At 43.9% G+C, this 24499-nt stretch carries 19 protein-coding genes and 1 other RNA gene; 17 read left to right on the top strand and 3 right to left on the bottom strand.

The genetic code is table 11. The features are described from left to right. Window positions 1–6: 6 nt before the first annotated feature. The 11 genes from AC1EK3_RS05560 (at window position 7) to AC1EK3_RS05510 (ending at window position 12706) form a co-directional block, all read left to right on the top strand. Complete coding sequence (locus AC1EK3_RS05560; protein WP_415683067.1) at window positions 7–843, top strand: TraX family protein; 837 nt, start codon at window positions 7–9, stop codon at window positions 841–843. 95 nt (window positions 844–938) lie between these two features. Further along, window positions 939–3626 (top strand): glycoside hydrolase family 31 protein, encoded by a 2688-nt coding sequence (locus AC1EK3_RS05555; RefSeq protein ID WP_480033677.1) that lies wholly within the window; start codon window positions 939–941, stop codon window positions 3624–3626. A gap of 427 nt (window positions 3627–4053) precedes the next feature. Then, the gene (thiO, locus tag AC1EK3_RS05550) at window positions 4054–5124 is read left to right on the top strand and encodes a glycine oxidase ThiO (protein WP_480033678.1); all 1071 of its coding nucleotides are present in this window, start codon (window positions 4054–4056) and stop codon (window positions 5122–5124) included. A 123-nt stretch (window positions 5125–5247) separates the two neighbouring features. Further along, window positions 5248–5454: a sulfur carrier protein ThiS gene (gene thiS, locus AC1EK3_RS05545; protein WP_480033679.1), complete on the top strand. Its 207-nt coding sequence runs from the start codon at window positions 5248–5250 to the stop codon at window positions 5452–5454. A 38-nt stretch (window positions 5455–5492) separates the two neighbouring features. Next, window positions 5493–6305: a thiazole synthase gene (locus tag AC1EK3_RS05540; protein ID WP_004104776.1), complete on the top strand. Its 813-nt coding sequence runs from the start codon at window positions 5493–5495 to the stop codon at window positions 6303–6305. Window positions 6306–6356: 51 nt separating this feature from the next. Next, window positions 6357–7088 (top strand): HesA/MoeB/ThiF family protein, encoded by a 732-nt coding sequence (locus tag AC1EK3_RS05535; protein WP_480033680.1) that lies wholly within the window; start codon window positions 6357–6359, stop codon window positions 7086–7088. Between the two features lie 249 nt (window positions 7089–7337). Further along, a complete protein-coding gene (gene dnaK / locus AC1EK3_RS05530; RefSeq protein WP_480033681.1) occupies window positions 7338–9239 on the top strand; it encodes a molecular chaperone DnaK in 1902 nt (633 codons plus the stop codon). Then, entirely contained in the window at window positions 9239–9934 is a 696-nt protein-coding gene (gene grpE / locus AC1EK3_RS05525) for a nucleotide exchange factor GrpE (protein ID WP_415689938.1), read from the top strand. Before dnaK ends, grpE begins: the two co-directional genes overlap by 1 nt. A 126-nt stretch (window positions 9935–10060) precedes the next feature. Then, the gene (locus AC1EK3_RS05520) at window positions 10061–11104 is read left to right on the top strand and encodes a DnaJ C-terminal domain-containing protein (RefSeq protein ID WP_480033682.1); all 1044 of its coding nucleotides are present in this window, start codon (window positions 10061–10063) and stop codon (window positions 11102–11104) included. 86 nt (window positions 11105–11190) lie between these two features. After that, a complete protein-coding gene (locus tag AC1EK3_RS05515) occupies window positions 11191–11787 on the top strand; it encodes a heat shock protein transcriptional repressor HspR (protein WP_116971482.1) in 597 nt (198 codons plus the stop codon). A 175-nt stretch (window positions 11788–11962) separates the two neighbouring features. Continuing rightward, window positions 11963–12706, top strand: coding sequence for an HAD family hydrolase (locus AC1EK3_RS05510; protein WP_391496052.1), 744 nt, complete (start codon window positions 11963–11965; stop codon window positions 12704–12706). 116 nt (window positions 12707–12822) lie between these two features. On the opposite strand, the gene AC1EK3_RS05505 is transcribed toward AC1EK3_RS05510, so the two are convergent. Beyond that, window positions 12823–15147 carry a transglycosylase domain-containing protein gene (locus AC1EK3_RS05505; protein WP_419399360.1) on the bottom strand — a complete coding sequence of 775 codons (2325 nt, stop codon included), beginning with the start codon at window positions 15145–15147 and terminating at the stop codon, window positions 12823–12825. Between the two features lie 173 nt (window positions 15148–15320). Between AC1EK3_RS05505 and AC1EK3_RS05500 the strand changes: the two genes are divergently transcribed. The 6 genes from AC1EK3_RS05500 (at window position 15321) to AC1EK3_RS05475 (ending at window position 22988) form a co-directional block, all read left to right on the top strand. Continuing rightward, window positions 15321–16463 carry an inositol-3-phosphate synthase gene (locus AC1EK3_RS05500; protein ID WP_119527554.1) on the top strand — a complete coding sequence of 381 codons (1143 nt, stop codon included), beginning with the start codon at window positions 15321–15323 and terminating at the stop codon, window positions 16461–16463. Between the two features lie 41 nt (window positions 16464–16504). Continuing rightward, window positions 16505–16601: signal recognition particle sRNA small type (ffs, locus tag AC1EK3_RS05495), an RNA gene on the top strand. 45 nt (window positions 16602–16646) lie between these two features. Continuing rightward, a complete protein-coding gene (locus AC1EK3_RS05490; RefSeq protein WP_480033683.1) occupies window positions 16647–18008 on the top strand; it encodes a phosphatase PAP2 family protein in 1362 nt (453 codons plus the stop codon). Between the two features lie 131 nt (window positions 18009–18139). Continuing rightward, window positions 18140–21004 carry a type I DNA topoisomerase gene (gene topA, locus AC1EK3_RS05485; protein WP_480033684.1) on the top strand — a complete coding sequence of 955 codons (2865 nt, stop codon included), beginning with the start codon at window positions 18140–18142 and terminating at the stop codon, window positions 21002–21004. Window positions 21005–21050: 46 nt separating this feature from the next. Then, window positions 21051–21755, top strand: coding sequence for a dTMP kinase (tmk, locus tag AC1EK3_RS05480; RefSeq protein ID WP_480033685.1), 705 nt, complete (start codon window positions 21051–21053; stop codon window positions 21753–21755). Between the two features lie 54 nt (window positions 21756–21809). Continuing rightward, complete coding sequence (locus AC1EK3_RS05475) at window positions 21810–22988, top strand: DNA polymerase III subunit delta' (protein ID WP_480033686.1); 1179 nt, start codon at window positions 21810–21812, stop codon at window positions 22986–22988. 12 nt (window positions 22989–23000) lie between these two features. Here AC1EK3_RS05475 and AC1EK3_RS05470 read toward each other — a convergent pair whose 3' ends face one another. Together AC1EK3_RS05470 and AC1EK3_RS05465 are read right to left on the bottom strand one after the other, a co-directional pair. Then, a complete protein-coding gene (locus AC1EK3_RS05470) occupies window positions 23001–24080 on the bottom strand; it encodes a LacI family DNA-binding transcriptional regulator (protein WP_480033687.1) in 1080 nt (359 codons plus the stop codon). A 99-nt stretch (window positions 24081–24179) separates the two neighbouring features. After that, window positions 24180–24446, bottom strand: coding sequence for an HPr family phosphocarrier protein (locus AC1EK3_RS05465; RefSeq protein WP_004104751.1), 267 nt, complete (start codon window positions 24444–24446; stop codon window positions 24180–24182). Window positions 24447–24499 lie beyond the last annotated feature (53 nt).

Here is a 24499-nt window from a genome sequence, read left to right as displayed (position 1 = left end):
CGTGTAATGAGTATTAATAGCGGTAAAGCAATAATGCGTGATAGTGATAACACAAATAAGGAAATGCTTGACGCAAACGGCAAACCAATTCGTGCTGACCGTAACATAAAAACTGGAATCACGCTCAATAAGCTCAAAATGCTCGGTGCTTTTATGCTTATGCTAGGCGCATTTAGCAACACAGTAATTGCGCGAATGTTTGGCGGAGCAGTAACCAATAATATGTTTGCATTGACAATCATATTAGTTTGCGAATTTATAAGCTGGACTGCAGTGCCATGGTATGCGTGGATACTAGTGCGCGGATACCATAACACTCATAATTTGAATCTTTACATGTTAAGATTGCTGATTTTGGCAGTAATTTGCGAAGTTCCATACGATTTGGTGAATTCAAAATGTTTGTTCGACATGCGTTCGCAAAATCCTGTATTTGCAATGGTTATCGCACTATTCGTACTTTCGGGTATAGATACAATTAGGGAGCGTTTAAGCGGATTTAGTAAAGGTTTTGCTATTACCGTGCTTATCATTGCGGGTCTTCTTTGGAATTTGATCGGAAAAGTTTTTGTGCAGCATGGAATTTTCTTCGGCGGTGTAACTTTGCTTATTTTCGTACTTCTTTTTGAATTATTAAAAAAGCGCGAAATTACTATGGAGATGACTGCAGGAATGTTCGGTGCTATGTCGATGCTTGCACCTGGTATTGGTGTGGCTGTGTTGCATTATCGTAGCGCTTATGGTGATGGTCCTAAAAACTCGACGACATTCCGTTGTGTTATGTATGCGTGGTATCCGCTAATGTTGATCATTGCGTCAGCGTTTGCAGTATACATTCATTAAAGTTATAAGTTGTAAGCAAACAAAATAATACATAAAATAATACGTAAAATTGTTAATAAGCAAAGTCGCAGGTAACAACAGAGGTGTGCAATAGTATGGACTCTTCCAAGTTGGGAATTTTTTATAAGTACGCAACTGATTCAAATGCAAAGGCGCAGGATAGTCAGGTAATTAAAGGCGAAAAGTGGCGAATTACAGTTATTACAGATTCGCTGTTGCGCCTTGAGTGGAGTGACGATGGAGAGTTTGTTGACAATCCTACGCAAACTGTGATTTGTCGCAATTTTGCTCAGAATAGCGCGGATGCTCAGCCGCAATTTAGTGCGCATAAAAATGCAAACGGATGGCTGGAAGTAGAAACTGAAAAGCTCCACCTTACTTATAATTGCGAAGCTTTTAGCAAAGAAGGCTTAAGTATTGTTGTGCGCGGAGTGCCATGTACTCAATTTAATACGTGGCATTATGGTGACGACTGCCCGGGAAATCTTCTTGGAACTTTTAGAACTTTGGATCAGGCGAACGGACCTGTAAAACTTGGTAAAGGAATACTTTCGCGCGACGGATGGTCTATTTTAGACGATTCTGTAACTTGCGAAATTGCGCCGGATGAGGAAATAAATGGAAAACCAAACCCGTATGGGGCTTGGGTTAAGTCGCGTGCGCAAAAAGTTAGCGAACAAAATGGCAGATATAAAGACTTGTATTTCTTCGGCTATGGACACCACTACATTCAAGCAATTCAAGACTTTTATAAGCTCACAGGTGCTCAGCCGCTGCTTCCACGTTTTGCGCTAAGCAATTGGTGGAGCAGATACTACAGTTACAATCAAGACGAATATTTGCAATTGCATAATCGTTTTAAGCGCGAAGGCATACCTTTCAGTGCAGCTGTTATTGACATGGATTGGCATGTTACGGATGTTGATGCAAAATATGGTTCCGGTTGGACTGGTTACACGTGGAATGAGGAACTTTTCCCGGATCATCGCGCTTTTTTGCGTAAACTTAACGCTGCTGGATTGGCTCCAACTTTGAACTTGCATCCGCGCGACGGCGTGCGTGCGTTTGAAAAAGATTATCCGCAAGTTGCGCGAGATATGGGAATTGATCCTGCAAGCGGTAAAGCTGTGGAATTTGATTTAACAAATCCGCAATTTGTTGAAGCTTACTTCAATATGCACCATCGCATGGAAGATGAAGGCGTGCGATTTTGGTGGATTGACTGGCAGCAGGGAGGTGTGACGCGCGAGCCTGGCTTGGATCCGCTTTGGATGCTGAACCACATGCATTATGAGGATGCTGCGCGCGACGGCCGCTGGCCGCTTACATTCTCTCGTTATGCTGGCCCTGGTTCGCATCGCTACCCAGTTGGATTCTCGGGAGATACCGTCACTACTTGGGATTCGCTTGCGTTCCAAACTTACTTCACTTCTACGGCTTCCAATATTGGTTACGGATGGTGGAGTCATGATATTGGCGGACACATGCTTGGCGTTCGCAATAACGAGTTGGAAGCGCGATGGTATGCTTTCGGTGCGTTTAGTCCTATTAATCGTCTTCACTCGACTTGCTCGCCATTTGCTGGAAAAGAGCCGTGGAATTTCCCTAAGGAAACTCGTGAAGCAATGGTGAAAATGCTTCGTTTGCGTGCAGAACTTTTGCCATACGTTTATACGATGAATTATCGAGCGGCTTTTGATGGCAGACCGATTATTGAGCCAATGTACTGGCAGTCGCCGGAAGTTGGCATGGCTTACGAAATTCCTAACGAATACCGTTTTGGAAGTGAGCTTATAATAGCGCCGATTGTTTCGCCTAACGATGCTGCTACTTTGCGCGGATGTGCTGGAGTTTGGTTGCCGGAAGGTGATTGGTACGATTTGTTTGACGGGCGCAGGTACGTGTCTCGCGGATGGAATGGTCGCAGATTTGAAGCGTGGCGCTCGCTTGACCGCGTGCCTGCTTTTGCGCGTGCTGGAGCAATTGTGCCTCTGCAAGTTTTGCCGGAAGTTGCAGATTGCGAGCGTAGTGCTGAGGCTGCGGAATCTGTTAATAGCATTGAAAATCCTCGTAGTTTGCGCGTGCTCGCCTTCCCTGGAGCTGACGGCGAGTTCGTAATGCGAGAAGATAACGGTGACTTTGCTGCAGCGTCTGCTGGAAACACTGCCGACATACGTATGAATTTTGTGTGGCGAGACGGAAATGGCTCTTCGCAATTTATTATTTCTGGTGTAGAAGGTGCGGAAACTGCCGTAGAATCTGTGCCGCAAAAACGCAACTGGAACGTTGTATTTAGAGGAGTTGCTTGCGCAGATTTTGCGAAAGTGCGCGTATTTGTAGGAAGCCGAGAGCTTAATGCAAGCGATTTTGCAATTTCTTACGAAGGTGAAGAGTCGACTTTGAGCTTAACTGTTTCTGTAAAAGACGTGCCAGCTCGTTCGGAAGTTCGCGTAATTGTTGACGGCGGATTGCAAATCGCTGTCGACCCTAAAGTCGGCGACGCTTACAGATTCCTGCTTCAAGCGCAAGTGCCGTACCGAGGTAAGGAAATGGCTTTTGACGCAGTGCGTGAGGCTGGTGGAAGTGCAAGCGCTATTGCTGCAATCTCAACTCTTGAATACGAAAACGAATCGGAAGCAGAAAAGTATCGCAACAATGTTGATATGCTTAACGCTTACGCAACTGATCAGCTATCTGTAGTTAAGTGGGCGCAATGGCGTTGCACACTGCCTGTTTCTGTAAAGCATGCGCTTGAGGAGATTTTGCTGCGCTCGGTTGAGTGATTTCATCTGCGTTTGCAATATCCTCGAAACTTGCGTTAGTGTCTCAAAATCGCAATCAAGAGACACTAACGCAGTATGAAATCTGCACTAGTGTCTCAAAACAAACAGAATGAGACACTAACGCAGAACGCGTACTGCGTCAGTAGCAAAATTGCTTAGTTTTACAGCTTGACATATCGGATAAATTAACAGATTTTCTGTAGAAGTGTTAAAATGCTGCACGGTAGTGTGACGAAAATCACATAATTTCGTTACGTCTATCTGTAGCGTTTGTAATATCGCTAAAGTTGGCAATATTACAGTGCTTTACAATCGCAGTTTTGAAAGTCAAAGCTACGAAACGCGGGAGCTTGTTCTATACAGGCTGAGAGGGCGAAAGCCGACCGTAAACCTGATGCGGGTAATGCCGCCGTAGGGAAGGAGTATTATGCGAAATATTCGTATTATTGGTGCAGGTATTATTGGTTTAGCAACAGCTTGGAGACTTACGGAAGCTGGCGTAAAAGTTAGCATAATTGATCCAGATCCAGTCTCTGGCGCTTCTCACCATGCTGCCGGCATGCTAGCTCCTACCGCAGAAATGCAATATCAGCAAGAAGCGTTGTATCCTCTTATGTTTGAGTCTGCAACTATGTATAAGGAATTGGTTGATTCGGTTGCAAAGTACACCGATAAGCCAACCGGCTACTTAGAGTGCGGCTCTTATGTAATCGGTGGTGACGCTGCAGACAACGAGCACGTGAACGAGTTGCTAAACTTGCAGCACCGTTATGGTCGTAGAGCTGAGCATATTTCTGTGAGTAAGCTTCGTGAAATTGAGCCTGCGCTTTCGCCAACTATTGCTGGCGCTGTAAGCGTGCCGGACGACCATCAAATAAACCCTCGTCTTTTCACTGCAGCAATGATTGATGCACTTGAAAAGCGCGGTGTTGTTGTTGAGCGTCGTGCAAGCACTCCAGACGATTTGGGTCCAGACACAGTTTTGGCATCCGGTTTGGGTGCTAAGGACATGCTTCCTCAGCTTAAGCTTCGTGCTGTGTGGGGTGACATGATTCGTATGACTATTCCGGAGCCTTTGCGTCCAATTTTGAGCTCTGTGGTTCGTGGATTTGTGCACGACCGTCCAGTTTATTTGGTGCCTCGTGCTAAGGAAACAGGCGAGCTTGTGCTCGGCGCTACTTCTCGCGAAGACGACCGCGATATTCCAAAGGTCGGTGGCGTGCTTGACTTGCTTCGCGATGCCGCAAGCGTGCTTCCTGGCATTCAGGAATGCTCGATTACTGAGGTTACAGCTGGTGGCCGTCCTGGAACTCCAGATGATTTGCCATTCATCGGCATTGATCCTAAGACACACACCACGATTTCCACCGGTTACTTCCGTCACGGTATTTTGCTCACAGCTTTGGGCTCTTCTTTGACTGCAAAGCTTGTGCTTGAGCAAGAGTTAACTGAGAAGGAAAAGGGCTTCTTGGAAAGCTGCGATCCTGCTCGCTTCTAATCGCTAATTTCAGTGAATTTGCTATATTTCGCTGCGAATTGTGTGAAGCGTTCAAATATAGACGTAAGTGTGATGCAGAAAGTACTTTTAGTAATTCAGCTTTTAGTTAGTAAAGGTTAGATTATGCAAATCGTAGTCAATGGTGAAACTATTGAAGTGCAAGACGGATTAACTGTTGCTCAGCTTATTGCGCAACGTTATGGTTCGGATGCAGGACCTGGTATAGCGGTCGCAATTGGCGACGATGTGCTTTCTCGCGCGCAATGGGAATCAGCCGTCATATGTGATGGGAATCAAGTCGAGATTCTTAGCGCAGTTCAAGGCGGCTGATACTTACAAAATATTAAATATTAAATAAAAGGCTTAAAATGACAGAAAATAATACAGAAGAAAGTGCCGATACTTGGCAGCTTTGCGGTAAGACTTTACATTCAAGGCTTTTGCTTGGCACAGGCGGCATGACGAGCATTGACATTATGGAAAAGTCACTTGTGGCTTCAGGTGCGGAAGTGGCAACAGTTGCAATGCGCCGTCACGCAAAAACTGGTGTGGATATTTACGGCATGTTGCAGCGCCACAATATTAACGTTTTGCCAAATACTGCTGGTTGCAAAACTGCGCATGATGCTGTTCTTACAGCAAAGATGGCTCGTGAATCACTTGGAACTGACTGGATTAAGCTCGAAGTGATTGCAGACGACGATACTTTGCTCCCAGATACCCGCGAAGTTTTGCTTGCTGCTGAAAAACTTATTGAAGAAGGATTTAGCGTGCTTTGCTACACGAATGACGACCCGATTGTGGCTCGTCGTCTTGTGTCGCTTGGTGTGAAGGCTGTTATGCCTGGTGGTGCTCCAATTGGCACTGGTCTTGGCATTTTGAATCCTCGAAATATTGAGCTGATTGTTCAAGAATGCAAGGAAGCTGGCGTTCCTGTGATTTTGGATGCTGGTGTTGGCACTGCTTCCGATGTTGTTAAAGCTTTCGAAATTGGCTGCTCCGGTGTGCTTCTTGCAAGTGCTGTAACTCGCTGCCCAGACCCAGTGAAAATGGGTCGCGCAATGGCTGCTGCTGTAACTGCTGGAAAGCTTGCTCACGATGCTGGCCGTATTCCTAAGCGTGAACATGCGCTCGCGTCTTCGCCTGTTGAAGGTCGCGCTTGGGCGGATTCTGTACTGTAAATTTCGGTACTGTAATTTAGTACTGTAATTTTTCGGCATAATTATTTAAGCATGACGATTAATAAAATTTACGACAACCTGCAGGAGCTTGAGGCGGAACGCACTAGCCGTCACTTGCTCCTGCCGGGCTTTACGCATGAACATCAGCAGTTACTTCGCGATGCGAAAATCTGCATGGTAGGTGCAGGTGGACTTGGTTCTCCGTGCTTGCTTTCGCTTGCTGCGGCAGGAGTTGGCGAAATCACGATTTGTGACGACGACGTTGTTGAGCTTTCTAATTTGCAAAGACAGACTTTATATACTGTCGATCAGTGCGGTAAATCTAAAGCGCAACTTGCAGCTAAGCGTCTGCAAGCGTTATCTCCAGGTTTAAAAATCAACCTTGTAGATAGATTTAATGAAGACAACGCAAAGCAGCTTGTAGAAAGTCACGATATTGTTATCGACGGTTGCGATAATTTTGCTACTCGCTTTTTGATTGCGGATGCTGCTTGGAGTGCTGGTACGCCAGAAGTTTACGGCTCGGTGCTTTATTATGAAGGCCAAGTAAGCGTTTTCGTGCCAGGAAAAGGTCCTGGTTTGCGTGACTTGTATGCTTGCCCGCCTCCTAAAGAAAAAGTACCGAAATCGGCTGTGTTGGGTGCGACTGCAGCTATTGTTGGCGCAATGATGGCGACTGAAGCAATCAAACTTATAACCGGTATTGGCACGCCGCTTATTGGCGTTTTAGCGCGCTACAACGCATTAGATAATTCTTTGCGCCGCTTTAAGTTCAGCATGTGAATTTTTCCTTATATTTTGCGCATCTTGCAAAACTTGAGTCTGGTTATATAAAGTTTTTTGTAATTTTTGGGAATAAAAGTTGACTTTTACAAGTTGAGTGTAGTAGGCTCAAGTTTTGGAAAGTAAAAAAGCTGATGATTTACCTAGTTTCCAAAAAAGGAATCTAAATAGAGCTCAGCTTACGTAACTACAAAACTTGAAGGAAAGCGTAATTGCACAAAAGGTGCAATACCTAGTTAAGGAGAAATTATGGGACGCGCAGTAGGTATTGATTTGGGAACAACCAACTCTTGCATTGCTACTCTTGAAGGTGGCAGCCCAACAGTTATTGTAAACGCTGAAGGCGCACGTACCACGCCATCTGTTGTGGCATTCAGCAAGTCTGGCGAAATCTTGGTTGGTGAAGTTGCTAAGCGTCAGGCTGTAACAAACGTTGATCGCACGATTAGCTCAGTAAAGCGCCACATGGGCACTGATTGGACTGTTGATATCGACGGCAAGAAGTGGACTCCACAAGAGATTTCTGCACAGGTTTTGATGAAGTTGAAGCGCGATGCTGAAGCTTACTTGGGCGAGCCGGTAACCGATGCCGTTATTACATGCCCAGCTTACTTCAACGATGCTCAGCGTCAGGCAACTAAGGATGCAGGTAAGATTGCAGGCTTGAACGTGCTTCGTATTATCAACGAACCAACTGCTGCAGCTTTGGCTTACGGTCTTGAAAAAGGCAAGGAAGACGAGCGCATTTTGGTATTCGACTTGGGTGGCGGTACTTTCGATGTGTCCTTGCTTGAAATTGGTAAGGATGACGACGGATTCTCCACAATTCAGGTGCAGGCCACTAACGGCGATAACCACTTGGGTGGCGACGACTGGGATCAGAAGATTATTGACTGGCTCGTTGGCGAAGTTAAGAACAAGTATGGCGTTGATTTGAGCAAGGATAAGATTGCTTTGCAGCGCTTGAAGGAAGCTGCTGAGCAGGCAAAGAAGGAACTTAGCTCTTCTACTTCCACCTCAATTTCTATGCAGTACTTGGCAATGACTCCTGACGGCACTCCAGTGCATTTGGATGAGACTTTGACTCGTGCTCACTTTGAGGAAATGACTTCCGACTTGCTCGGTCGCTGCCGTACTCCATTTAACAACGTTCTTTCTGACGCTGGTATTTCAGTAAGCCAGATCGATCACGTGGTTCTTGTTGGTGGTTCTACTCGTATGCCAGCCGTGAAGGATTTGGTAAAGGAACTTACCGGAGGTAAGGAAGCTAACCAGTCCGTGAACCCAGATGAGGTTGTTGCAGTTGGTGCAGCTGTGCAGTCGGGCGTTATTAAGGGAGATCGCAAAGACGTTCTGCTTATTGATGTAACTCCACTTTCCTTGGGTATTGAAACCAAGGGTGGAATTATGACAAAGCTTATCGATCGCAATACTGCAATTCCAACGAAGCGCTCGGAAGTATTCTCTACTGCCGAAGATAATCAGCCATCCGTGTTGATTCAGGTTTACCAGGGTGAACGTGAGTTTGCTCGCGATAACAAGCCTCTTGGCACTTTTGAATTGACTGGTATTGCTCCAGCTCCTCGTGGCGTTCCGCAGATTGAAGTCACTTTCGATATTGATGCTAACGGCATTGTGCACGTTTCCGCTAAGGATAAGGGCACTGGTAAGGAACAGTCCATGACTATTACCGGTGGTTCTGGTTTGCCAAAGGACGAAATTGACCGCATGGTGAAGGAAGCTGAAGCTCACGAAGCTGAAGATAAGAAGCGTAAGGAAGAAGCTGAAGTTCGCAACCAAGCAGAAGCCTTTGCTTACCAGACTGAAAAGCTCGTGAACGACAATAAAGACAAGCTTTCCGACGAAATCTCTAAGGAAGTTACCGACAAGGTTAATGCTTTGAAGGAAGCTTTGAAGGGTGACGACGTTGAGAAGATTAAGTCTGCTCAAAGCGAGTTGATGACTTCTGCTCAGAAGATCGGTCAGCAGCTTTACGCTCAGCAGGGTGATGCTGGAACTCAGGGTGCTGCTGGTGCCGAAGCTGGCGCTCAGTCTGCTGCTGGCGCTCAGGCTGGTTCTGCAGCTAAGGATGATGATGTAGTTGACGCCGAAGTGGTGGACGACGACAAGGACGATAAGGACAACAAGTAATGTCCGACTTTAACGCCAACGAATATTTGCAAGATATGGAAGATGCTGACTCGCTGGATGTAAAAGCTACAGGTGATTCTGCGAAATCGTCTGCGCAATCTTCATCGAAAGCTGCTGAAGATGCAAATCCTGCAGAAACGAAAGTTGACGCGAAAGCTGATGCTAACGTTTCTGCGGATTCCGCAAATTCTGAGGATACAGCGAATTCCACTGAATCTTCAGAATCGAAAGACAGCCAAGACGCAGATAGTGGCAGTTTAACTCCCTTAGGTAAAGCTAAGAAAGAAGCTGCAGAGTACTTGGAAGCGTTACAGCGAGAGCGTGCTGAGTTTATAAACTTCAGAAATCGTTCTGCCAAAGAGCAGGATCGTTTCAGACAACATGGAATTATTGACGTGCTGACAGCATTGCTGCCAGCATTGGATGACATTGACCGCATTCGCGAGCATAGCGAAATGGATGATTCGTTCAAGGCTGTAGCAACTAAGATAGATAAGGCTTTTGAAAAGTTTGGTGTGGAAAAGTTTGGTGAAAAGGGCGAAGATTTTGACCCAACCAAGCATGATGCAATTTTGCACAGACCAGATCCAGACGCTACAAAAGAAACTGTTGATGCTGTAGTTGAAGCAGGATATCGAATAGGAGATCGCGTTATTCGCGCCGCTCGTGTGGTCGTTTCTTCACCACAGCAATGACTAACGAAACTCTTTCGTGATTTTGTTGCATAACTTGCTCGTGCTGACTCATAAGAGTTGGCACGAGCAGCCTATATTGGGTCAAAAGCGAAATAGCCAATGTGCTTGTGAAGAAAGGAGGCACAAATGGCTGAAAATGAATGGTTAGCTAAGGATTTTTATAAGGTTCTCGGTGTCTCCAAAGACGCAGATGAGGCGACGATTACCAAAGCGTATCGCAAACTTGCTCGTAAATATCACCCTGATTTAAACAAAACAAAAGAAGCTGAAGAAAAATTTAAGGATGTTTCTGAAGCTTATGACGTATTAAAAGATAGTCAAACTCGCCAACGTTACGATGCTATCCGTCAATTTGGTGCTGGTGGTGCTCGTTTCGCTGGAGGAGCAGGTGGTGCTGGCGGTTTCGATGCGTCGAGCTTCTCGGACATTTTCTCCATGTTCAACGGCGGCTATGGCATGGGCGGAAACGGTTCGCGCATTCGCTTTACATCCAACGGTGCTGGACCAAATATGAGCGACATTTTCTCCATGTTTGGTGGAGGTCATCGCTCTCAAGATTCAGCAGGATTCCAAGGTACGAGTGGCTTTGGTGGTGGGAGGTATTCTCAATCGCAGGAAGCTGACGTGCCTGAAGTTGGCGAAGATATAACAACCGATATAAAGCTCACATTTAAGCAAGCTTTTAAAGGCGCTACAGTATCGTTGCGTGCGGCTGGTGAAACTTTTAAAACGCATATTCCAGCTGGTGTAAAAACCGGACAGAAAATTCGTTTGAAAGGAAAAGGCAAGCCAGGCAAGTTCGGTGGTGCTGCAGGTGACTTGTACTTGCATGTTCAAGTAGAAGCATCAGATAAATTTACTTTGCGAGGCGACGATTTGATTTCTACATTGCCGCTAACGTTAAGTGAAGCAGTGCATGGTGCAAAAGTTAGCATAAACGACGTAGACGGCAATCCTGTTACTTTCAAAGTTCCAGCTTGTGTTTCAAGCGGTGATGAAGTTCGTATAGAAGGTGCTGGAGTGCCTGGAAAGAATGGCAATTTTGTTGGTGTTGTGCAGATTCGTTTGCCAAAGCGTTCGAGCATGTCTCTCAGACGCGTTGCAAAAGAATTTGATAAAACTGCTGGCGAAACTTATGCTGAAGAAATTAAAAAATTAAGACAAAACTAAGTTAACAATAATTTAGTAGGTTAAACACTGTTGAATTGCTTGTAACAGTGCTTTAAACATACTAAAAGGGCAAAGGAAGGCGTGCTATGACACCAATAACGCGTGAAACTAAAGCACTGTATGAAATGTGTGCAGTTGCTTTAGTGCGTGGTACTGCAACGCTTGACGGGGCAGATGAAGTAGGATTTGTTCTTGATTTGCCAATATTTACCGTAAGCCATGTGGCACGCCTAACCAATACGCATCCGCAAACTTTACGACAGTATGATCGGCTTCATTTAATAATGCCGCATAGAACTGAAGGTGGCGCTCGCCGCTATTCTTTGCGAGATATAGACAGGATTGTGCAAACTCAGCATTTAAGCCAAAATGAAGGCATTAATCTTGCTGGCATCATGCAAATACTTGATTTGCAAGAAGAAAATCGACAGCTTAAAAGGCAAGTGAGGCATTTGCTAGATTCTGCAGAGTCTTCAGAGCGTAACATTTTTGCTGCAAATGCAGATGGTGACATTGTGGAAATGCAGCGTTCTCGCAATGCGCGTCGCTGGAGGCGGGATATTCTTACAGAGAGACGAGCGTTACCTTCGTCGTATTCTTCGGAAAGCTATAACAGCAATTATAAAAATCGAAAGTCTTCAGATGAAAAATCTGTGGTGTTGTGGAGAGCGTGGAGCATATAGTAACGTAGGCATGGCTACTTATTGTGCTTTTAGAAATTAGTGAGAACTAGCGAGAAGAATTAGTTAGCGAGAATTAGCGAGAAGAATTAATAGTGCGAAAAGTAATGCAGAATTAGTGCGAAAAAATATGCACTATAAAAGCTAAAGCAAATATATGCAATATGAAGGATTGTGAATGGCTGAACAGACGACGAATGTGTGTGCAAATACTCTTAACTCTAGTGAAGAAAAACATGTGTTGCGTGCAGTTTTTTGGGATATGGATGGCACTCTTATAGATTCAGAGCCGTATTGGCATGAGTCGGAATTTTATTTAGTAAAAAAATACGGTGGATATTGGGATGAAGATTTAGCTTGGGAATGCTCTGGCGGATCTCTTGACACTGTTGCCAATAAGATGATTCCAAGTGGCACAAAACTTACAGTAGAAGAAATTGGCAAAGGCATGGTTGATTACGTTGCTGCTCGTGAAGCTGAATCCGTGCCTTGGGTCCCAGGAGTTTTAGACGTGCTTAAAAGTCTTACGGATGCTGGCATTCCTTCAATTTTGGTTAGCAATTCGCCGCGTTGTTTGGTTGAAAATATTGTGAATCATGCTCCAGAAGGTGCTTTCGCTGGGTACGTGTGTGGAGATGATGGATTTAAGCCGAAGCCTAGTGCTGAGCCTTATCTTGCTGCAGGGAAAATGGTTGGCATTGAGGGCACGGATGAGGAAGTTGCAAAGCAGATGGCTAATTGCATTGCCATAGAAGATTCTCTATCTGGTCTTACTGCTGCAATTAATTCCGGAGCAACTGTAATTGCGCAAACAGGTTTTTCGCGCGCAAACATATCTGAAAGCAAGCATCATGCAGAACTTAACGGTTATGAAAATATTACTGCTAAAATGCTTGAGAACATTGTTTTGAGCCGAAACTAATTAATAAGCTATCAAAACTAATTAACAAACTATTTAGCTATTTACTTAGCTAGCTATTCACATATCTGTTTGTAAATTAGCTACAGTTTTGTTTATAAATAGCTACAGTTAATTTACTAGTTTCCTCCAGTTGTGTCATAGTTATTGTCGTAACTATGACCGCCAGAATTATTGTCGTAGCTGCCAACGCCGCCCGATGATGAATCGTCATGACCATACAGCTGGCTATCAAGGTCTAAAGTTTTATCTTTGTCTTTGTCTTTGTCCTTATCCTTGTTTTTATCTTTATCTTCATCCTCGGTTTTTGCGTGCGTGATTGCGCGTTGTTCGCCTAATCCCCATTTTCCATCAGGCCCGCCAATTTTGCCTGTGTCTTTTGCTTCAGGGAATTTAGTATTCGGTGTTCCTATCACCGCTTGACGCATGTATCTTGTAAACAAGTGCACAGGGTAGTCGCTTCCTCCAAGATATCCGTGGAACGGTTTAATTACTTGTGGACTACCTTTTGCATCTGGATTCCATATAGCAAATGCGGTAACAATATTTGGCGTAAATCCTACAAAGCTACCAGCAGTTTCGTCGTTTGCTGTTCCAGTCTTTCCTGCAATTTCTCTACCTACAGAGCGAGCTTCGGTTGCTGTACCATGTTGCACTACGCCAATCATTGCTTTTGTAGCTAAAGCGGCATCAGCTGGTGAGAATACTTGCTTTCCAGCCGTTGGTGCGCGGTAGAACTCTTTACCGTCAGGATTTTTTACGCTGGCAACAATATGCAGATCTGGGCGTCTTCCTTGGTTTGCAAATGTTGCATATGCGCGCGCGATTTCGCTTACATGTACAGAATCATTTCCAAGAACAGTAAACGGATTATTACCATTGACGCGGTCAGGGTTTAAACCTGCCATAACTGCAGTATTAGCAATTTTCTTAGCACCAAGTTTACTTTGCAAATCCATATATACTGTGTTCACAGAATTTGCAGTTGCGCTATATAAGTTAATTGTGCCGTAGCTCATGTTTGCAAAGTTTCCAACAGGCTTATCAATACCATCAAACTTGCGTGGAGAATTGCCATTGAACATTGTATCCAAGCTAGTGCCAGCCTGAATTGCTCCCATAAGCGCAAAAGGCTTCATAGTAGAGCCTGGCTCGTAAAGCGCTTGTGTAGCGTTATTAAGCTGTTTCTTTAGATAATCGTCTCCTGCGTAAACGGAAATGATTGAACCATCTTTTGCGTTTATTGAAATTCCGCCAACTTGCAGTCCTTCTGGCACAATTCCTCGTCCATCTTGAGAAGGACTTGCAACTTTGAACATTAAATCTTGCTTAGCTTTATCGATAGTAGTAATAATGCGATATCCGCCGCTGTCAAGATCTTCCTGCGTAAAAGCACCATTCCTAGTTAACTCATCGCGAACCATATGCAATAAGTAACCTTGTTGACCTGCGTAAATGTTTTGAGTCGTCTGAGTAATAGTTTTAGGCATTTTTGCTTGCGCTGCTTGAGAAGCTGTAATGTAGCCATCTTCTTTCATAATGCGTAACACGCGCTTAAAACGAATGCCTGCTTCTTTTGGACCAATTGCAGGATCCCAGCTACTTGGTGCTGGAATAATACCTGCTAAAAGTGCAGCTTGCGAAAGTGACAAATCTTTTGCTTCTATACCGAAATATGCTTTAGCTGCAGCTTGAATTCCGTATGCTCCTCTACCCAAGTAAATAGTATTCATATAATTGCAAAGTACTGTATCTTTATCTTGAGTTTGCGCAATTTTCAAAGCTAAAATAGCTTCTTTTAGCTTTCCAAAATAAGTTTTTGTTTCACCGAGATAATATCTTTCCGCATATTGTTGCGTAATAGTTGAGCCGCCCCAACGCCCGTGCTTTGTGACGTTATGAAGTAATGCGCGTCCAATTCCTTTAAAATCTATTCCGCCATCGTGGTAGAAGGAACGATTTTCTGAAGCAACTATTGCTTTACCAACATATTTAGGAAGTACTGAACAATTGATAATTTCGCGATTTTGCTCAGCAAAAGAACCTAATTCAGTTTTGCCATCTGAATAATATACTTTCGTCTTATCTGCCATAGCAACTTTGTCTGGTGCCGGTATGTCTGTAGTTGCATACAGATAAGCAAAAGCAATTGCTCCTAACAAAATTGGCACAAAAATAACGATAAGTGCCCAAAAAATAATAGGATGTCTGCCTCGCCAAGTTCTACGACGCCTTCTGCGTGTTGCTGCGCGAGAACGTTCGAATCTCGAATTGCGGCTGCTTTTGTTTGATTCAAAAGAATACGAATTTGTACGATATGATTCTTGTCCTCGTGGTGGGACAGGTGAAGGCATATTCGTATTTTTTTGTGATTGTGACGATATGCTTCGAGTAGCTTTCTCATGCGAAGTAGACGCTCGTCTTCCATCTTTACGTGCAACCATACATTCCACCGTAGCGTCCGGTGTTGAATTTTTCTACAAAACAGCATGTTTTTTGTTTAGAAAAGATTAAAAATATTTAATATTAGTACATATTTGTTAAAGCAATAGTATTATGAAATGTGTATGGTGCGGCATAATGTAATGTCGCTTATTTTGCAGGGCAAGGAGTCTATATGAGCATCCGCGTTGCCATTGCCGGTGTCGGCAATTGTGCTTCGTCGCTGGTTCAGGGCGTTGAATATTACAAAAACGCTGATGACGGTGAGAAAATTCCAGGGTTGATGCACGCTGTATTTGGTCAGTATCGTGTGCGCGATATTGAGTTTGTTGCGGCGTTTGATGTTGATTCTCTAAAGGTTGGGCATGATTTAAGTGAAGCAATTGGCGCTTCACAAAACAATACAATTCGTTTTGCTGATGTACCAAATTTGGGTGTAGAAGTATTGCGTGGTCCAACTTATGACGGTCTCGGTGATTATTACCGTGAAATGATTGATGAGTCCGAAGCTGAACCTGTTGACGTTGCTCAAGTTTTGCGAGATAAGCATGTGGATGTGCTTGTTTCTTATCTCCCAGTAGGATCTGAGCAAGCTGATAAAGCCTATGCAACTGCTGCAATGGAAGCTGGATGTGCATTTGTAAACTGTCTGCCAGTCTTCATTGCTTCTGATCCTGAGTGGGCGCAAAAATTCCGTGATGCTGGAGTTCCTATTATTGGCGATGACATTAAAAGTCAGGTAGGTGCAACTATTACTCACCGCGTTATGGCTCGACTTTTTGAGGATCGCGGTGTGCGTTTGGATCGCACGTATCAGCTGAATGTTGGCGGAAACATGGACTTTATGAACATGCTTCAGCGTTCAAGACTTGAGTCTAAAAAGATTTCTAAGACTCGTGCCGTAACTTCAATCGTGCCTCATGAAATGGATGAGCATAATGTTCATATTGGCCCTTCGGATTACGTAGCTTGGTTGGATGATCGCAAGTTTGCTTTCGTACGTTTGGAAGGTACTACTTTTGGTGATGTTCCTTTGAATTTGGAGTACAAGCTTGAGGTTTGGGATTCTCCAAATTCTGCCGGAATTGTTATTGATGCTGTTCGAGCCGCAAAAATTGCTTTGGATCGCAAGCTTTCTGGTCCAATTTTGGCTCCAAGTTCGTACTTTATGAAGTCTCCTGCAGTTCAGCATGAAGATAGTGAAGCTCGCCAATTAGTTGAACGCTATATTGCTGGTGATGTTGAAGCTAACGAGTCTCAGCTTGATGAAGATACTGAATTTGCAAAAGAGCATGGCAAGAGCGTGTGGCGCGCATAATTTATTACTACTCGACATGTAGCGAAAATCGTGTAATATAGATAAAGCCTCCGTGTGGCACTAAGTCACCCAATCCCCCCAGGGCAGAAATGCAGCAAGGGTAAGTGGCCTCTGGTGGGTGCGCGGAGGTTTTATTATATGTAAAACTAGCGCGGTTGCAAATACTGTCGTAAAGTCTAAAGTATGAGTGAAGAATTTGCAGGAATTCAATCCAATAGCATTGACAATCAGCATGATGATTCTGCTGAGAAAAATGATGCGCTGTCAGTAGGCGAAACTTCGCAAGATATTAATCGCAACAATGAAGGTAATGCCTATTCGCATCCTTTGGATTCGATTAATACTATTACGCCATTTTCTCCAATCTCATCTGAGGATAATGACGAAAAAATATCGCCTTTATTCCCAGAAAATACTGAAGAGAAATCTTCTAAACAGTCTGCGAAACAGTCTGTGAAACAAACTAAACGTCAATCTGATTTGTCTGATTTGTCTGATCTTTCTGGTTCGTCTGATTTGTTTAATCTGTCTGGTTTGCAAGGCTCGTCCGATTTGTCGTATTCGACTAATCAGTTATCTTCTAAAGATTCTCAATCAGATGCAGATGATATTGATCAGCTTGATCCGCTTGTAAAGCGTCCTCGAATATCTACCATATTGTGGTGTGTTGCTATTGCAATTGTTTTCTTGGCTTCTGCTGCGTTCATATGGTTTATTAGTGTGCAAACAGTACTTGGTCAAAGCTATGAAGAAATGGTAATTGATGGATTTGGTTCTCATGGTATGCCATCTTGGCTTGCATTTTGCTTGCGACCTATAAGCGTTTCTATGGTTGTTATAGTTGCTGGCATAATAATTGCTCTTGTTTCACTCATAGTAGTTTGTATTCGTAAGCGTTGGTGGCTTCTTGGTCAATGCGCTGGAATTATTATTCTTTCGGCTGCTGCTGAACCATTGAAAAAAATTCTTCCTCGCCCAATGCTTATAAGTATTGAATATTTAGCTGCAAATTCAGCACCTTCAGGTCATACACTACTTATTACTGCATCATGTGCGTTGCTTATTTGTGCAGTTTCGCGTGTTTGGCGCGCATGGGCGTCAGTAGTTGCAGCTTTTATAAGCGTTCTTGTGGAACTTTCTTTGGTTGCAGCACATTGGCATAGAGTTTCTGACGTTCTTATATCATTGCTTATCGTTGGTGCTGTAACGCTTATTATGCTCGCATGTACTCGCAGTAGTGGAATGGATATGCCAGCTTATCGACGTTCCTCAATTAGCGTTCAAATTGTAGGAAGCTCTATGATTACGATTGGTGTGTTGGCGTGTTTGTATGCAATTTATTTAATATGGCAAATTCTTCCTGGTGTTGATATTTTTGCTCAATGGGCTGCAAGCACATCTTATGTAGCAACTTATTGGCTGATTATAGGTGTGTCTTTGCTTGTTTTTGGCGTAATTATGGTAATGCGTCACTCTACAGCTTCGCCGTTGAGTAGGCTTGGATTAGTAGGCGCTCCGCCGACGCCTCCATCTGCTTCTAAGTAATATTGTCTACTCTATCTGCTTTTATCCACCGAGGTGGAATGTAATAGACGTATAACTTAAGTTGCGATACAGTTAGCGTGAAACATATAGTTCGGAATTATATGTTCGATTGTGTTAGGAAAGGAGCGAATATGGCAGCACAGAATAAGCTAGTCATTGTGGAGTCTCCCACGAAAGCGCGAAAAATTGGCGGGTATTTAGGCAATGGATATACCGTCATGGCTTCAGTTGGGCATATTCGCGATCTCGCTCAGCCAAGCCAAGTTCCAGCCTCACGCAAAGCGGCGTTTGGCAAGTTTGGTGTAGATGTCGATCATGGTTTTGCACCATATTACGTAGTTGGCTCAGATAAAAAGAAAACTGTTTCCGATTTAAAGTCTGCGCTCGCAAAAGCTGACGAATTATATCTGGCAACTGATGAGGATCGCGAAGGTGAAGCTATTGCGTGGCATTTGGTAGAAGCATTGAAGCCAACTGTGCCAGTAAAGCGCATGGTGTTTCATGAGATTACTAAGGATGCAATTCAAGCCTCGCTTAGTAATACTCGAAATGTTGACGACAATATGGTTGACGCGCAAGAAACTCGTCGTGTGTTAGACCGTTTGTATGGTTATGAGCTTTCTCCTGTTTTGTGGAGAAAAGTTGGTCCTGGTCTTTCTGCTGGACGCGTGCAGTCCGTTGCTACTAGGTTGATTGTTGAGCGCGAGCGCGAGCGTATGGCGTTTACTAAGGCATCTTACTGGGATATTAGCGCGATTTTAAGTTCTAAAGGCTCAGATGGTGAAAGTGTTGATTTTGAAGCGCGCATGAGTGAGCTTTCTGGTCGCCGTCTGGCTGGTTCTAAAGATTTCAATTCAAAAGGTGAGTTGGTTTCTACAAAAGATGAATCACAAAAAGCTTTGCATGTTGACGCTGATTTTGCATCTAAGCTTTCTAAAGCTCTTGAAAATTCAGATTTTGTAGTTGACTCTATGGAAACGAAGCCGTATCGTCGTCGTCCTTTGCCACCTTTTACTACATCAACTTTGCAGCAAACTGCTGGAAACCGACTTTCAATGAGCTCTCGCCAAACTATGCGAGCTGCGCAATCTTTATACGAAAACGGCTATATCACTTACATGCGTACGGATTCCGTAACGCTTTCCAAAGAAGCTATCGAAGCTGCGCGTAGTGCCGCTCGTGCAGCGTTTGGCGACGAGTATGTTTCGCAATCTCCTAAGCAGTACGCAACTACGTCTGCAGGAGCGCAGGAAGCTCACGAATGTATACGCCCTGCTGGAGCGCGTTTCTTAAGCCCGGACGAGCTTGCAGATAAATTACCTGCGGATCAGCTGAAATTGTATACGCTTATTTGGCAACGAACCCTTGCGTCACAAATGGCTGATGCTACAGGTTTTACAGCAACAGTTAAGTTAAATGCTTCTGCTGGAGAATATGGAGAAGCTTTGTTCCAAGCTTCTGGAACAGTAATTACTTTTGCTGGTTTTATGAAGGTTTTTGGCACTGCGCATGCGTCTGAAGGTGAAAGCGATAAGGCGCTTCCTCAAATGCAAGCTGGGGATGTTCTTGAAGCTAAAAGTGTTAGTGCGGATTCTCACGAAACTCAGCCTCCTGCAAGATATACTGAAGCTTCTTTAGTTAAAACTTTGGAAGCTAAGGAAATCGGACGCCCTTCTACTTACGCAACGATTATTTCCACAATTATTGATCGCGGATACGTCTATGAGCGTGGACGTGCATTAATTCCTTCGTGGCTTGCTTTTGCTGTAATTAAGCTTTTGGAAGCGAATTTCCCGAAGTATGTTGATTACGCGTTTACTGCTGATATGGAAAATGGTTTGGACAGAATTGCGCACGGTGAAGAAACCGGTCGCGATTGGTTAACTAGGTTCTATTTTGGTTCTGGTGAAGGTGCCGCTAATTCTGCTGATGAAGCTCATATTGGTTTGCAACAGCAGGTTGCAGAGCTTGGTGAAATTGATGCGCGTGAAATAAATACCATAGACATTGGCGATGGTTTGCATGTGCGTATTGGACGCTATGGTCCTTACTTGGAAGACATTAAGAATCTTGATGCTGAAGGCAACCCTCGTCACGCTTCTTTGCCAGAAACTTTAGCTCCAGATGAGTTAACTGTTGATGTTGCTCGAGAATTGCTTGAGAATAATGCTGAAGGTCCACGTGTGCTTGGAGTAGATCCAGAAACGGGTGGGAACGTAGAAGTGCGCAATGGTCGTTTTGGGCCGTACGTGGCACTGGTAGAAGAGCAGGATAGTGCGGAAGATTCTAAATCTTCTAAGGCTTCTAAGTCTTCTAAGTCTTCTAAGGCTCGTCCAAAAATGGCTTCTTTGTTTAAAACCATGGATCCAGCGACTTTGACTTTGCAAGAAGCGTTGCAACTTTTGAATTTGCCACGTTTGGTTGGTGAATATGAAGAAGTTGATGCCGAAGGCGTTGTGAAACTAGCTCGTATAGAAGCAAATAATGGTCGTTACGGTCCATATTTAACTAAAACATATTCTGCTGTAGATACTTCTGCTGGAGAAACTGTGGAATCTAAGCCGGATACGCGATCTCTTTCTAGTGAAGATGCTATTTTTACTGTTACTTTGCAAGAAGCGAAAGATTTATTTGCGCAACCAAAGTACGGTAAGCGTACTCGTGGTGCCGCCAAGCCGCCTCTTCGTGAGCTTGGTGCAGATCCTGAAACTGGAAAGCCAGTAGTGATTAAGGATGGTTTCTACGGAGCTTATATTACTGATGGCGAAACGAATCGCACTTTGCCAAAGCAGTATACGCCTGAATCGATTGATCCGCAGGATGCATTTGCACTTTTGGCGCAAAAGCGTGCCGCAGGTCCCGTAAAACGCAAAAAGCGCGCGACTAAGAGCACTGCAAAATCTTCTGAAAAGAAGTCTACTGCGAAAAAATCTACCGCAAAGAAAACTTCTACAAAGAAGACTACTTCAAAGAAATCTACCGCTAAAAAAGCATAGGAATGAAATCTAAAGATTAAATAGACCTTGCATATGGAGTCAAAATATGGCATCTAAAAATGACGATTTCTCTGGTGGCTGCGCTTGCGGAGGGAACTGCGGCTGCAGAAGTGAGCAATCTTATGCAAATAAAGGCTTATTTATTTCTTTCGAGGGCATTGATGGCGTTGGTAAAACTACGCAAGTTGAGGCTCTTAAGGATTATTTGCAATCTTTGGGGCGAGAAGTTGTAGTGACGCGTGAGCCTGGCGGTACGCAGTTGGGTAAAGCTTTGCGCGAAATACTCTTGCATGGCACGAGTGTATCTGCCAGAACGGAAGCTTTGCTTTTTGCTGCGGATCGTGCACAGCATGTTGCGCAAGTAATTCGCCCTGCACTTAGCCGCGGTGCAGTAGTAATAACGGATCGTTATATTGATTCTTCGCTTGCTTACCAAGCAGGCGGTCGCGAATTGACTATGGATGATGTGCGAACTTTAAGTGAGTGGGCAACGGATTCTCTGTGGCCTAATCGCACTTATTTGCTAGATATGCAGCCGGAAGATGCTTTTAAGCGTTTGCATCGTGAACAAGATCGCATGGAATCAGCTGGAATAGATTTCGCACGTCGCACTAGAGAAGCATTTTTAGATTTAGCGCAGGAGTTTGCAGATCGTTATCGCGTATTAGACGCAACGTTCTCAGCGAAATCATTATCTGAACTTATTGTGCAAGACGTACATAACTTAATTGAAGAAATTGAAACTAAATAAAGTGGCGAACTTTATAAAGTGAAGAAGTAAAGAAGCTATGCAGGGGGTGAAGCGATGAGTGTGTGGGATAGCGTTATTGGGCAAGAACAGGTAGTTTCGCGATTGCGAAAAATTGCTTGTGCGGATGCTAGCAAAATAGCGCAATCTTGGCTGATTTGCGGAGCTGCTGGCTTCGGTAGTGCGCAAGTTGCGCGCGCTTTCGCTGCAGCTCTCGAAAGTCCGGATCATGGAGAAGGCAGTGATGGAATTAGCGGCGAAAATGAGCTTAGTAAAACTGCCAAAGAAGTTTTAGCAGGATCGCATCCTGATGTGCATACGCTTGCAACAAAAGGCGTAACTCTTAGTATTGACGATGTACGCGAGGCAATTGGGATTTCTGAGCAGATGCCTAGCACTGCTCCTTGGCGAATCATAATTATTGAAGATGTTGACAGAATGTTGGAACGTAGCACAAACGTTCTTCTTAAAGAGATTGAAGAGCCAAGCGAGCACACGATTTGGCTTTTATGCGCCTCAAGTGTTATGGATGTTCTTCCAACAATTCGTTCGCGTACACAACTTGTGCAATTAGCTACTCCAAACGAGCAGTCTATAGCAGAATATCTTACTAAAAAAACGGATGCGGATAATAAGCTAGCAAATCGTGCAGCCAGGCTTTCTCAAGGAAATATAGCAACTGCTTTTATCTACGCAAGCGATGAGCGTGCTTTAAGTAGGCGAGATGAGCTTGTTGCAGGATTGCTTCGTATGCATGATGCTGCCGACGCAATTATGCTTGCTGCAATGCTTATTGACGATGCAAAAGCACAAGCAGAAGATGAGGTTCAGCGAAATGTTGAGGCTCAACAAAAAGAATTTCGCAGAATTAACGGATTAGGCGATGAGGATCGCATTCCGCCCAAATTGCGCGCAAGCTACAATGCAATTGGGAAAAAGGATGATGTAAAACGTAAAGTAACTCGTGTAAGCCGCGACGTGTTATGCCGTTCTCTTGACGCAATCGATAGCGTGTATAGAGACGTTTTAGTTGTTATTAACGAAGCGCAAAAGTCTTCGCCGATTATAAATCAGGAATACAAGTCTAGAATTGTCCAGTTGGCACAAAGCATGACAGCAAGTAGTGCATTGGATTGTGTTGACAGCATTGCTACTGCTCGTCGTCGGCTTTCGAGAAATGGTAACGCAACTCTTGTTTTTGAAGCACTATTTTGCTCACTTTTGCAAAGTCAATAAAATACAAAAGTATCATATCCTCCACGGAAGTGACATATCGCTTGTGCCTATTCTTGGTGAATTTGTTGATTCGCGTCGCATGATTTCCGGTCTAAACTCCATATGTGCAGGTAACCAATGTTGCTCTGATTTGTTAACAGCGGTTAGGCGGATTGCTTCGCGCGCAATTTGCTGGTACGGAGGACGGATTGAAGAAAGCTTTGGCTCAGATATTTCTGCCTGTCTGCTATCTCCGTAACCTATTACGAGAACGTCCTGCGGAACTTGCAAAGAAAGCTCATCTAAAGCTAGAAGTGCTCCAAGTGCGACAGCGTCATTTGCGCAAATAACAGCGTCTGGTTTGCGAGATTGTTTAGTGGTAGAATCAGAAAAAAGCCGCATTGTATCCTTGAATCCACGTTGATAAGTAAGTTCTCCAAAAGTTGTCCAATCTGGCTCAGAAAGTAAACTTAATCGGCTTGCAGCAGTCTGAAAATTGGCAAATAAGTTTGCACTTTGTGTGGAGTCAACATTTCCACTTAAATAAGCAATATTATGGGCATCGTGATGCGAAAGATGTATTAAAGCGGCTTCCATCATTGATTCTTGATCCATGCCAACCCAATTAACGTGGAATGAAGTAGTAGTGCCACCAATTTGCACAATGGGAAGATTGTCAACGTAGTTTTCAAGTGTTTTTGTTAAATCACTATTGTTAGATGGCATAACAATAAGACTGTCAACATTATGACCAATAAGCTCTTCTATGCGTTCTTCTTGAGCTTCTGTGTCTTTTCCAGTTCCAACAAGAAGTATTTTATCTATTTCATGAGCTGCTTCATCCAATGCAGAAAGCATATTTACGCTGAATGAATCATCTACGTTGCGTGTGCCCATTACTACGCCGATTGTATTAGTTGTGTCACTTCTTAATGCGCTTGCTGCATAATTTACTGAATAATTAAGCTGCTCTGCGGCTTTCCTTACGCGTTTTGCGATATCGTCATCTTTGGCTCGTCTACCAGAAAGTACACGAGATACTGTTGCAATTGAAACTTTTGCAAGAGCTGCTACATGAGTTATGGAGGCGTTTTGATTAGTTTGATTTGTCATATCTGCCCCCGAATAAGTGCGGTGCTGTAATTATTGGTAAACAGCACCGCAAATTGAATATTATTTATTTGTCAGTTTATGTACACTTATTTATTTATATTATTCGCCTTTCGTGACTACGTCGACAAGATTGTTAGCTACATTTTCAGCGTCTTCACCATCAACGGTAATTGTGATTGAATCTCCTTTAGTAATGCCCAATCCCATAATTGAAAGAATGCTATTCGCGCTTACAGGGGCACCTTCGCCTTTCGCAATCGTTACAATGCAATTTGAGGACATTGCGGCTTGAGAAAATTCTGACGCTGGGCGAGCATGTATTCCAACTGGGTCTTCAATAGTAACAGTACGAGTTGCAATTGCCATTTTTTCTCCTTTGAATAATAATTAACAAATTCTGCTTTTATTTTTTTATTTTT

Source organism: Gardnerella sp. C0026F2 (assembly GCF_056590715.1).
This window is presented reverse-complemented; position numbering and strand designations above follow the sequence as displayed.

What these genes read in the sequence shown, in the direction of transcription:
- thiS (WP_480033679.1), top strand. Translation starts at nt 5,248, where the DNA reads ATGCAAATCGTAGTCAATGGTGAAACTATTGAAGTGCAAGACGGATTA.
- thiO (WP_480033678.1), top strand. Translation starts at nt 4,054, where the DNA reads ATGCGAAATATTCGTATTATTGGTGCAGGTATTATTGGTTTAGCAACA.
- AC1EK3_RS05500 (WP_119527554.1), top strand. Translation starts at nt 15,321, where the DNA reads ATGAGCATCCGCGTTGCCATTGCCGGTGTCGGCAATTGTGCTTCGTCG.
- AC1EK3_RS05540 (WP_004104776.1), top strand. Translation starts at nt 5,493, where the DNA reads ATGACAGAAAATAATACAGAAGAAAGTGCCGATACTTGGCAGCTTTGC.
- tmk (WP_480033685.1), top strand. Translation starts at nt 21,051, where the DNA reads ATGGCATCTAAAAATGACGATTTCTCTGGTGGCTGCGCTTGCGGAGGG.
- AC1EK3_RS05555 (WP_480033677.1), top strand. Translation starts at nt 939, where the DNA reads ATGGACTCTTCCAAGTTGGGAATTTTTTATAAGTACGCAACTGATTCA.
- AC1EK3_RS05475 (WP_480033686.1), top strand. Translation starts at nt 21,810, where the DNA reads ATGAGTGTGTGGGATAGCGTTATTGGGCAAGAACAGGTAGTTTCGCGA.
- AC1EK3_RS05535 (WP_480033680.1), top strand. Translation starts at nt 6,357, where the DNA reads ATGACGATTAATAAAATTTACGACAACCTGCAGGAGCTTGAGGCGGAA.
- AC1EK3_RS05465 (WP_004104751.1), bottom strand. Translation starts at nt 24,446, where the DNA reads ATGGCAATTGCAACTCGTACTGTTACTATTGAAGACCCAGTTGGAATA.
- AC1EK3_RS05470 (WP_480033687.1), bottom strand. Translation starts at nt 24,080, where the DNA reads ATGACAAATCAAACTAATCAAAACGCCTCCATAACTCATGTAGCAGCT.
- AC1EK3_RS05520 (WP_480033682.1), top strand. Translation starts at nt 10,061, where the DNA reads ATGGCTGAAAATGAATGGTTAGCTAAGGATTTTTATAAGGTTCTCGGT.
- AC1EK3_RS05515 (WP_116971482.1), top strand. Translation starts at nt 11,191, where the DNA reads ATGACACCAATAACGCGTGAAACTAAAGCACTGTATGAAATGTGTGCA.
- grpE (WP_415689938.1), top strand. Translation starts at nt 9,239, where the DNA reads ATGTCCGACTTTAACGCCAACGAATATTTGCAAGATATGGAAGATGCT.
- AC1EK3_RS05560 (WP_415683067.1), top strand. Translation starts at nt 7, where the DNA reads ATGAGTATTAATAGCGGTAAAGCAATAATGCGTGATAGTGATAACACA.
- AC1EK3_RS05490 (WP_480033683.1), top strand. Translation starts at nt 16,647, where the DNA reads ATGAGTGAAGAATTTGCAGGAATTCAATCCAATAGCATTGACAATCAG.
- dnaK (WP_480033681.1), top strand. Translation starts at nt 7,338, where the DNA reads ATGGGACGCGCAGTAGGTATTGATTTGGGAACAACCAACTCTTGCATT.
- AC1EK3_RS05505 (WP_419399360.1), bottom strand. Translation starts at nt 15,147, where the DNA reads ATGGTTGCACGTAAAGATGGAAGACGAGCGTCTACTTCGCATGAGAAA.
- topA (WP_480033684.1), top strand. Translation starts at nt 18,140, where the DNA reads ATGGCAGCACAGAATAAGCTAGTCATTGTGGAGTCTCCCACGAAAGCG.
- AC1EK3_RS05510 (WP_391496052.1), top strand. Translation starts at nt 11,963, where the DNA reads ATGGCTGAACAGACGACGAATGTGTGTGCAAATACTCTTAACTCTAGT.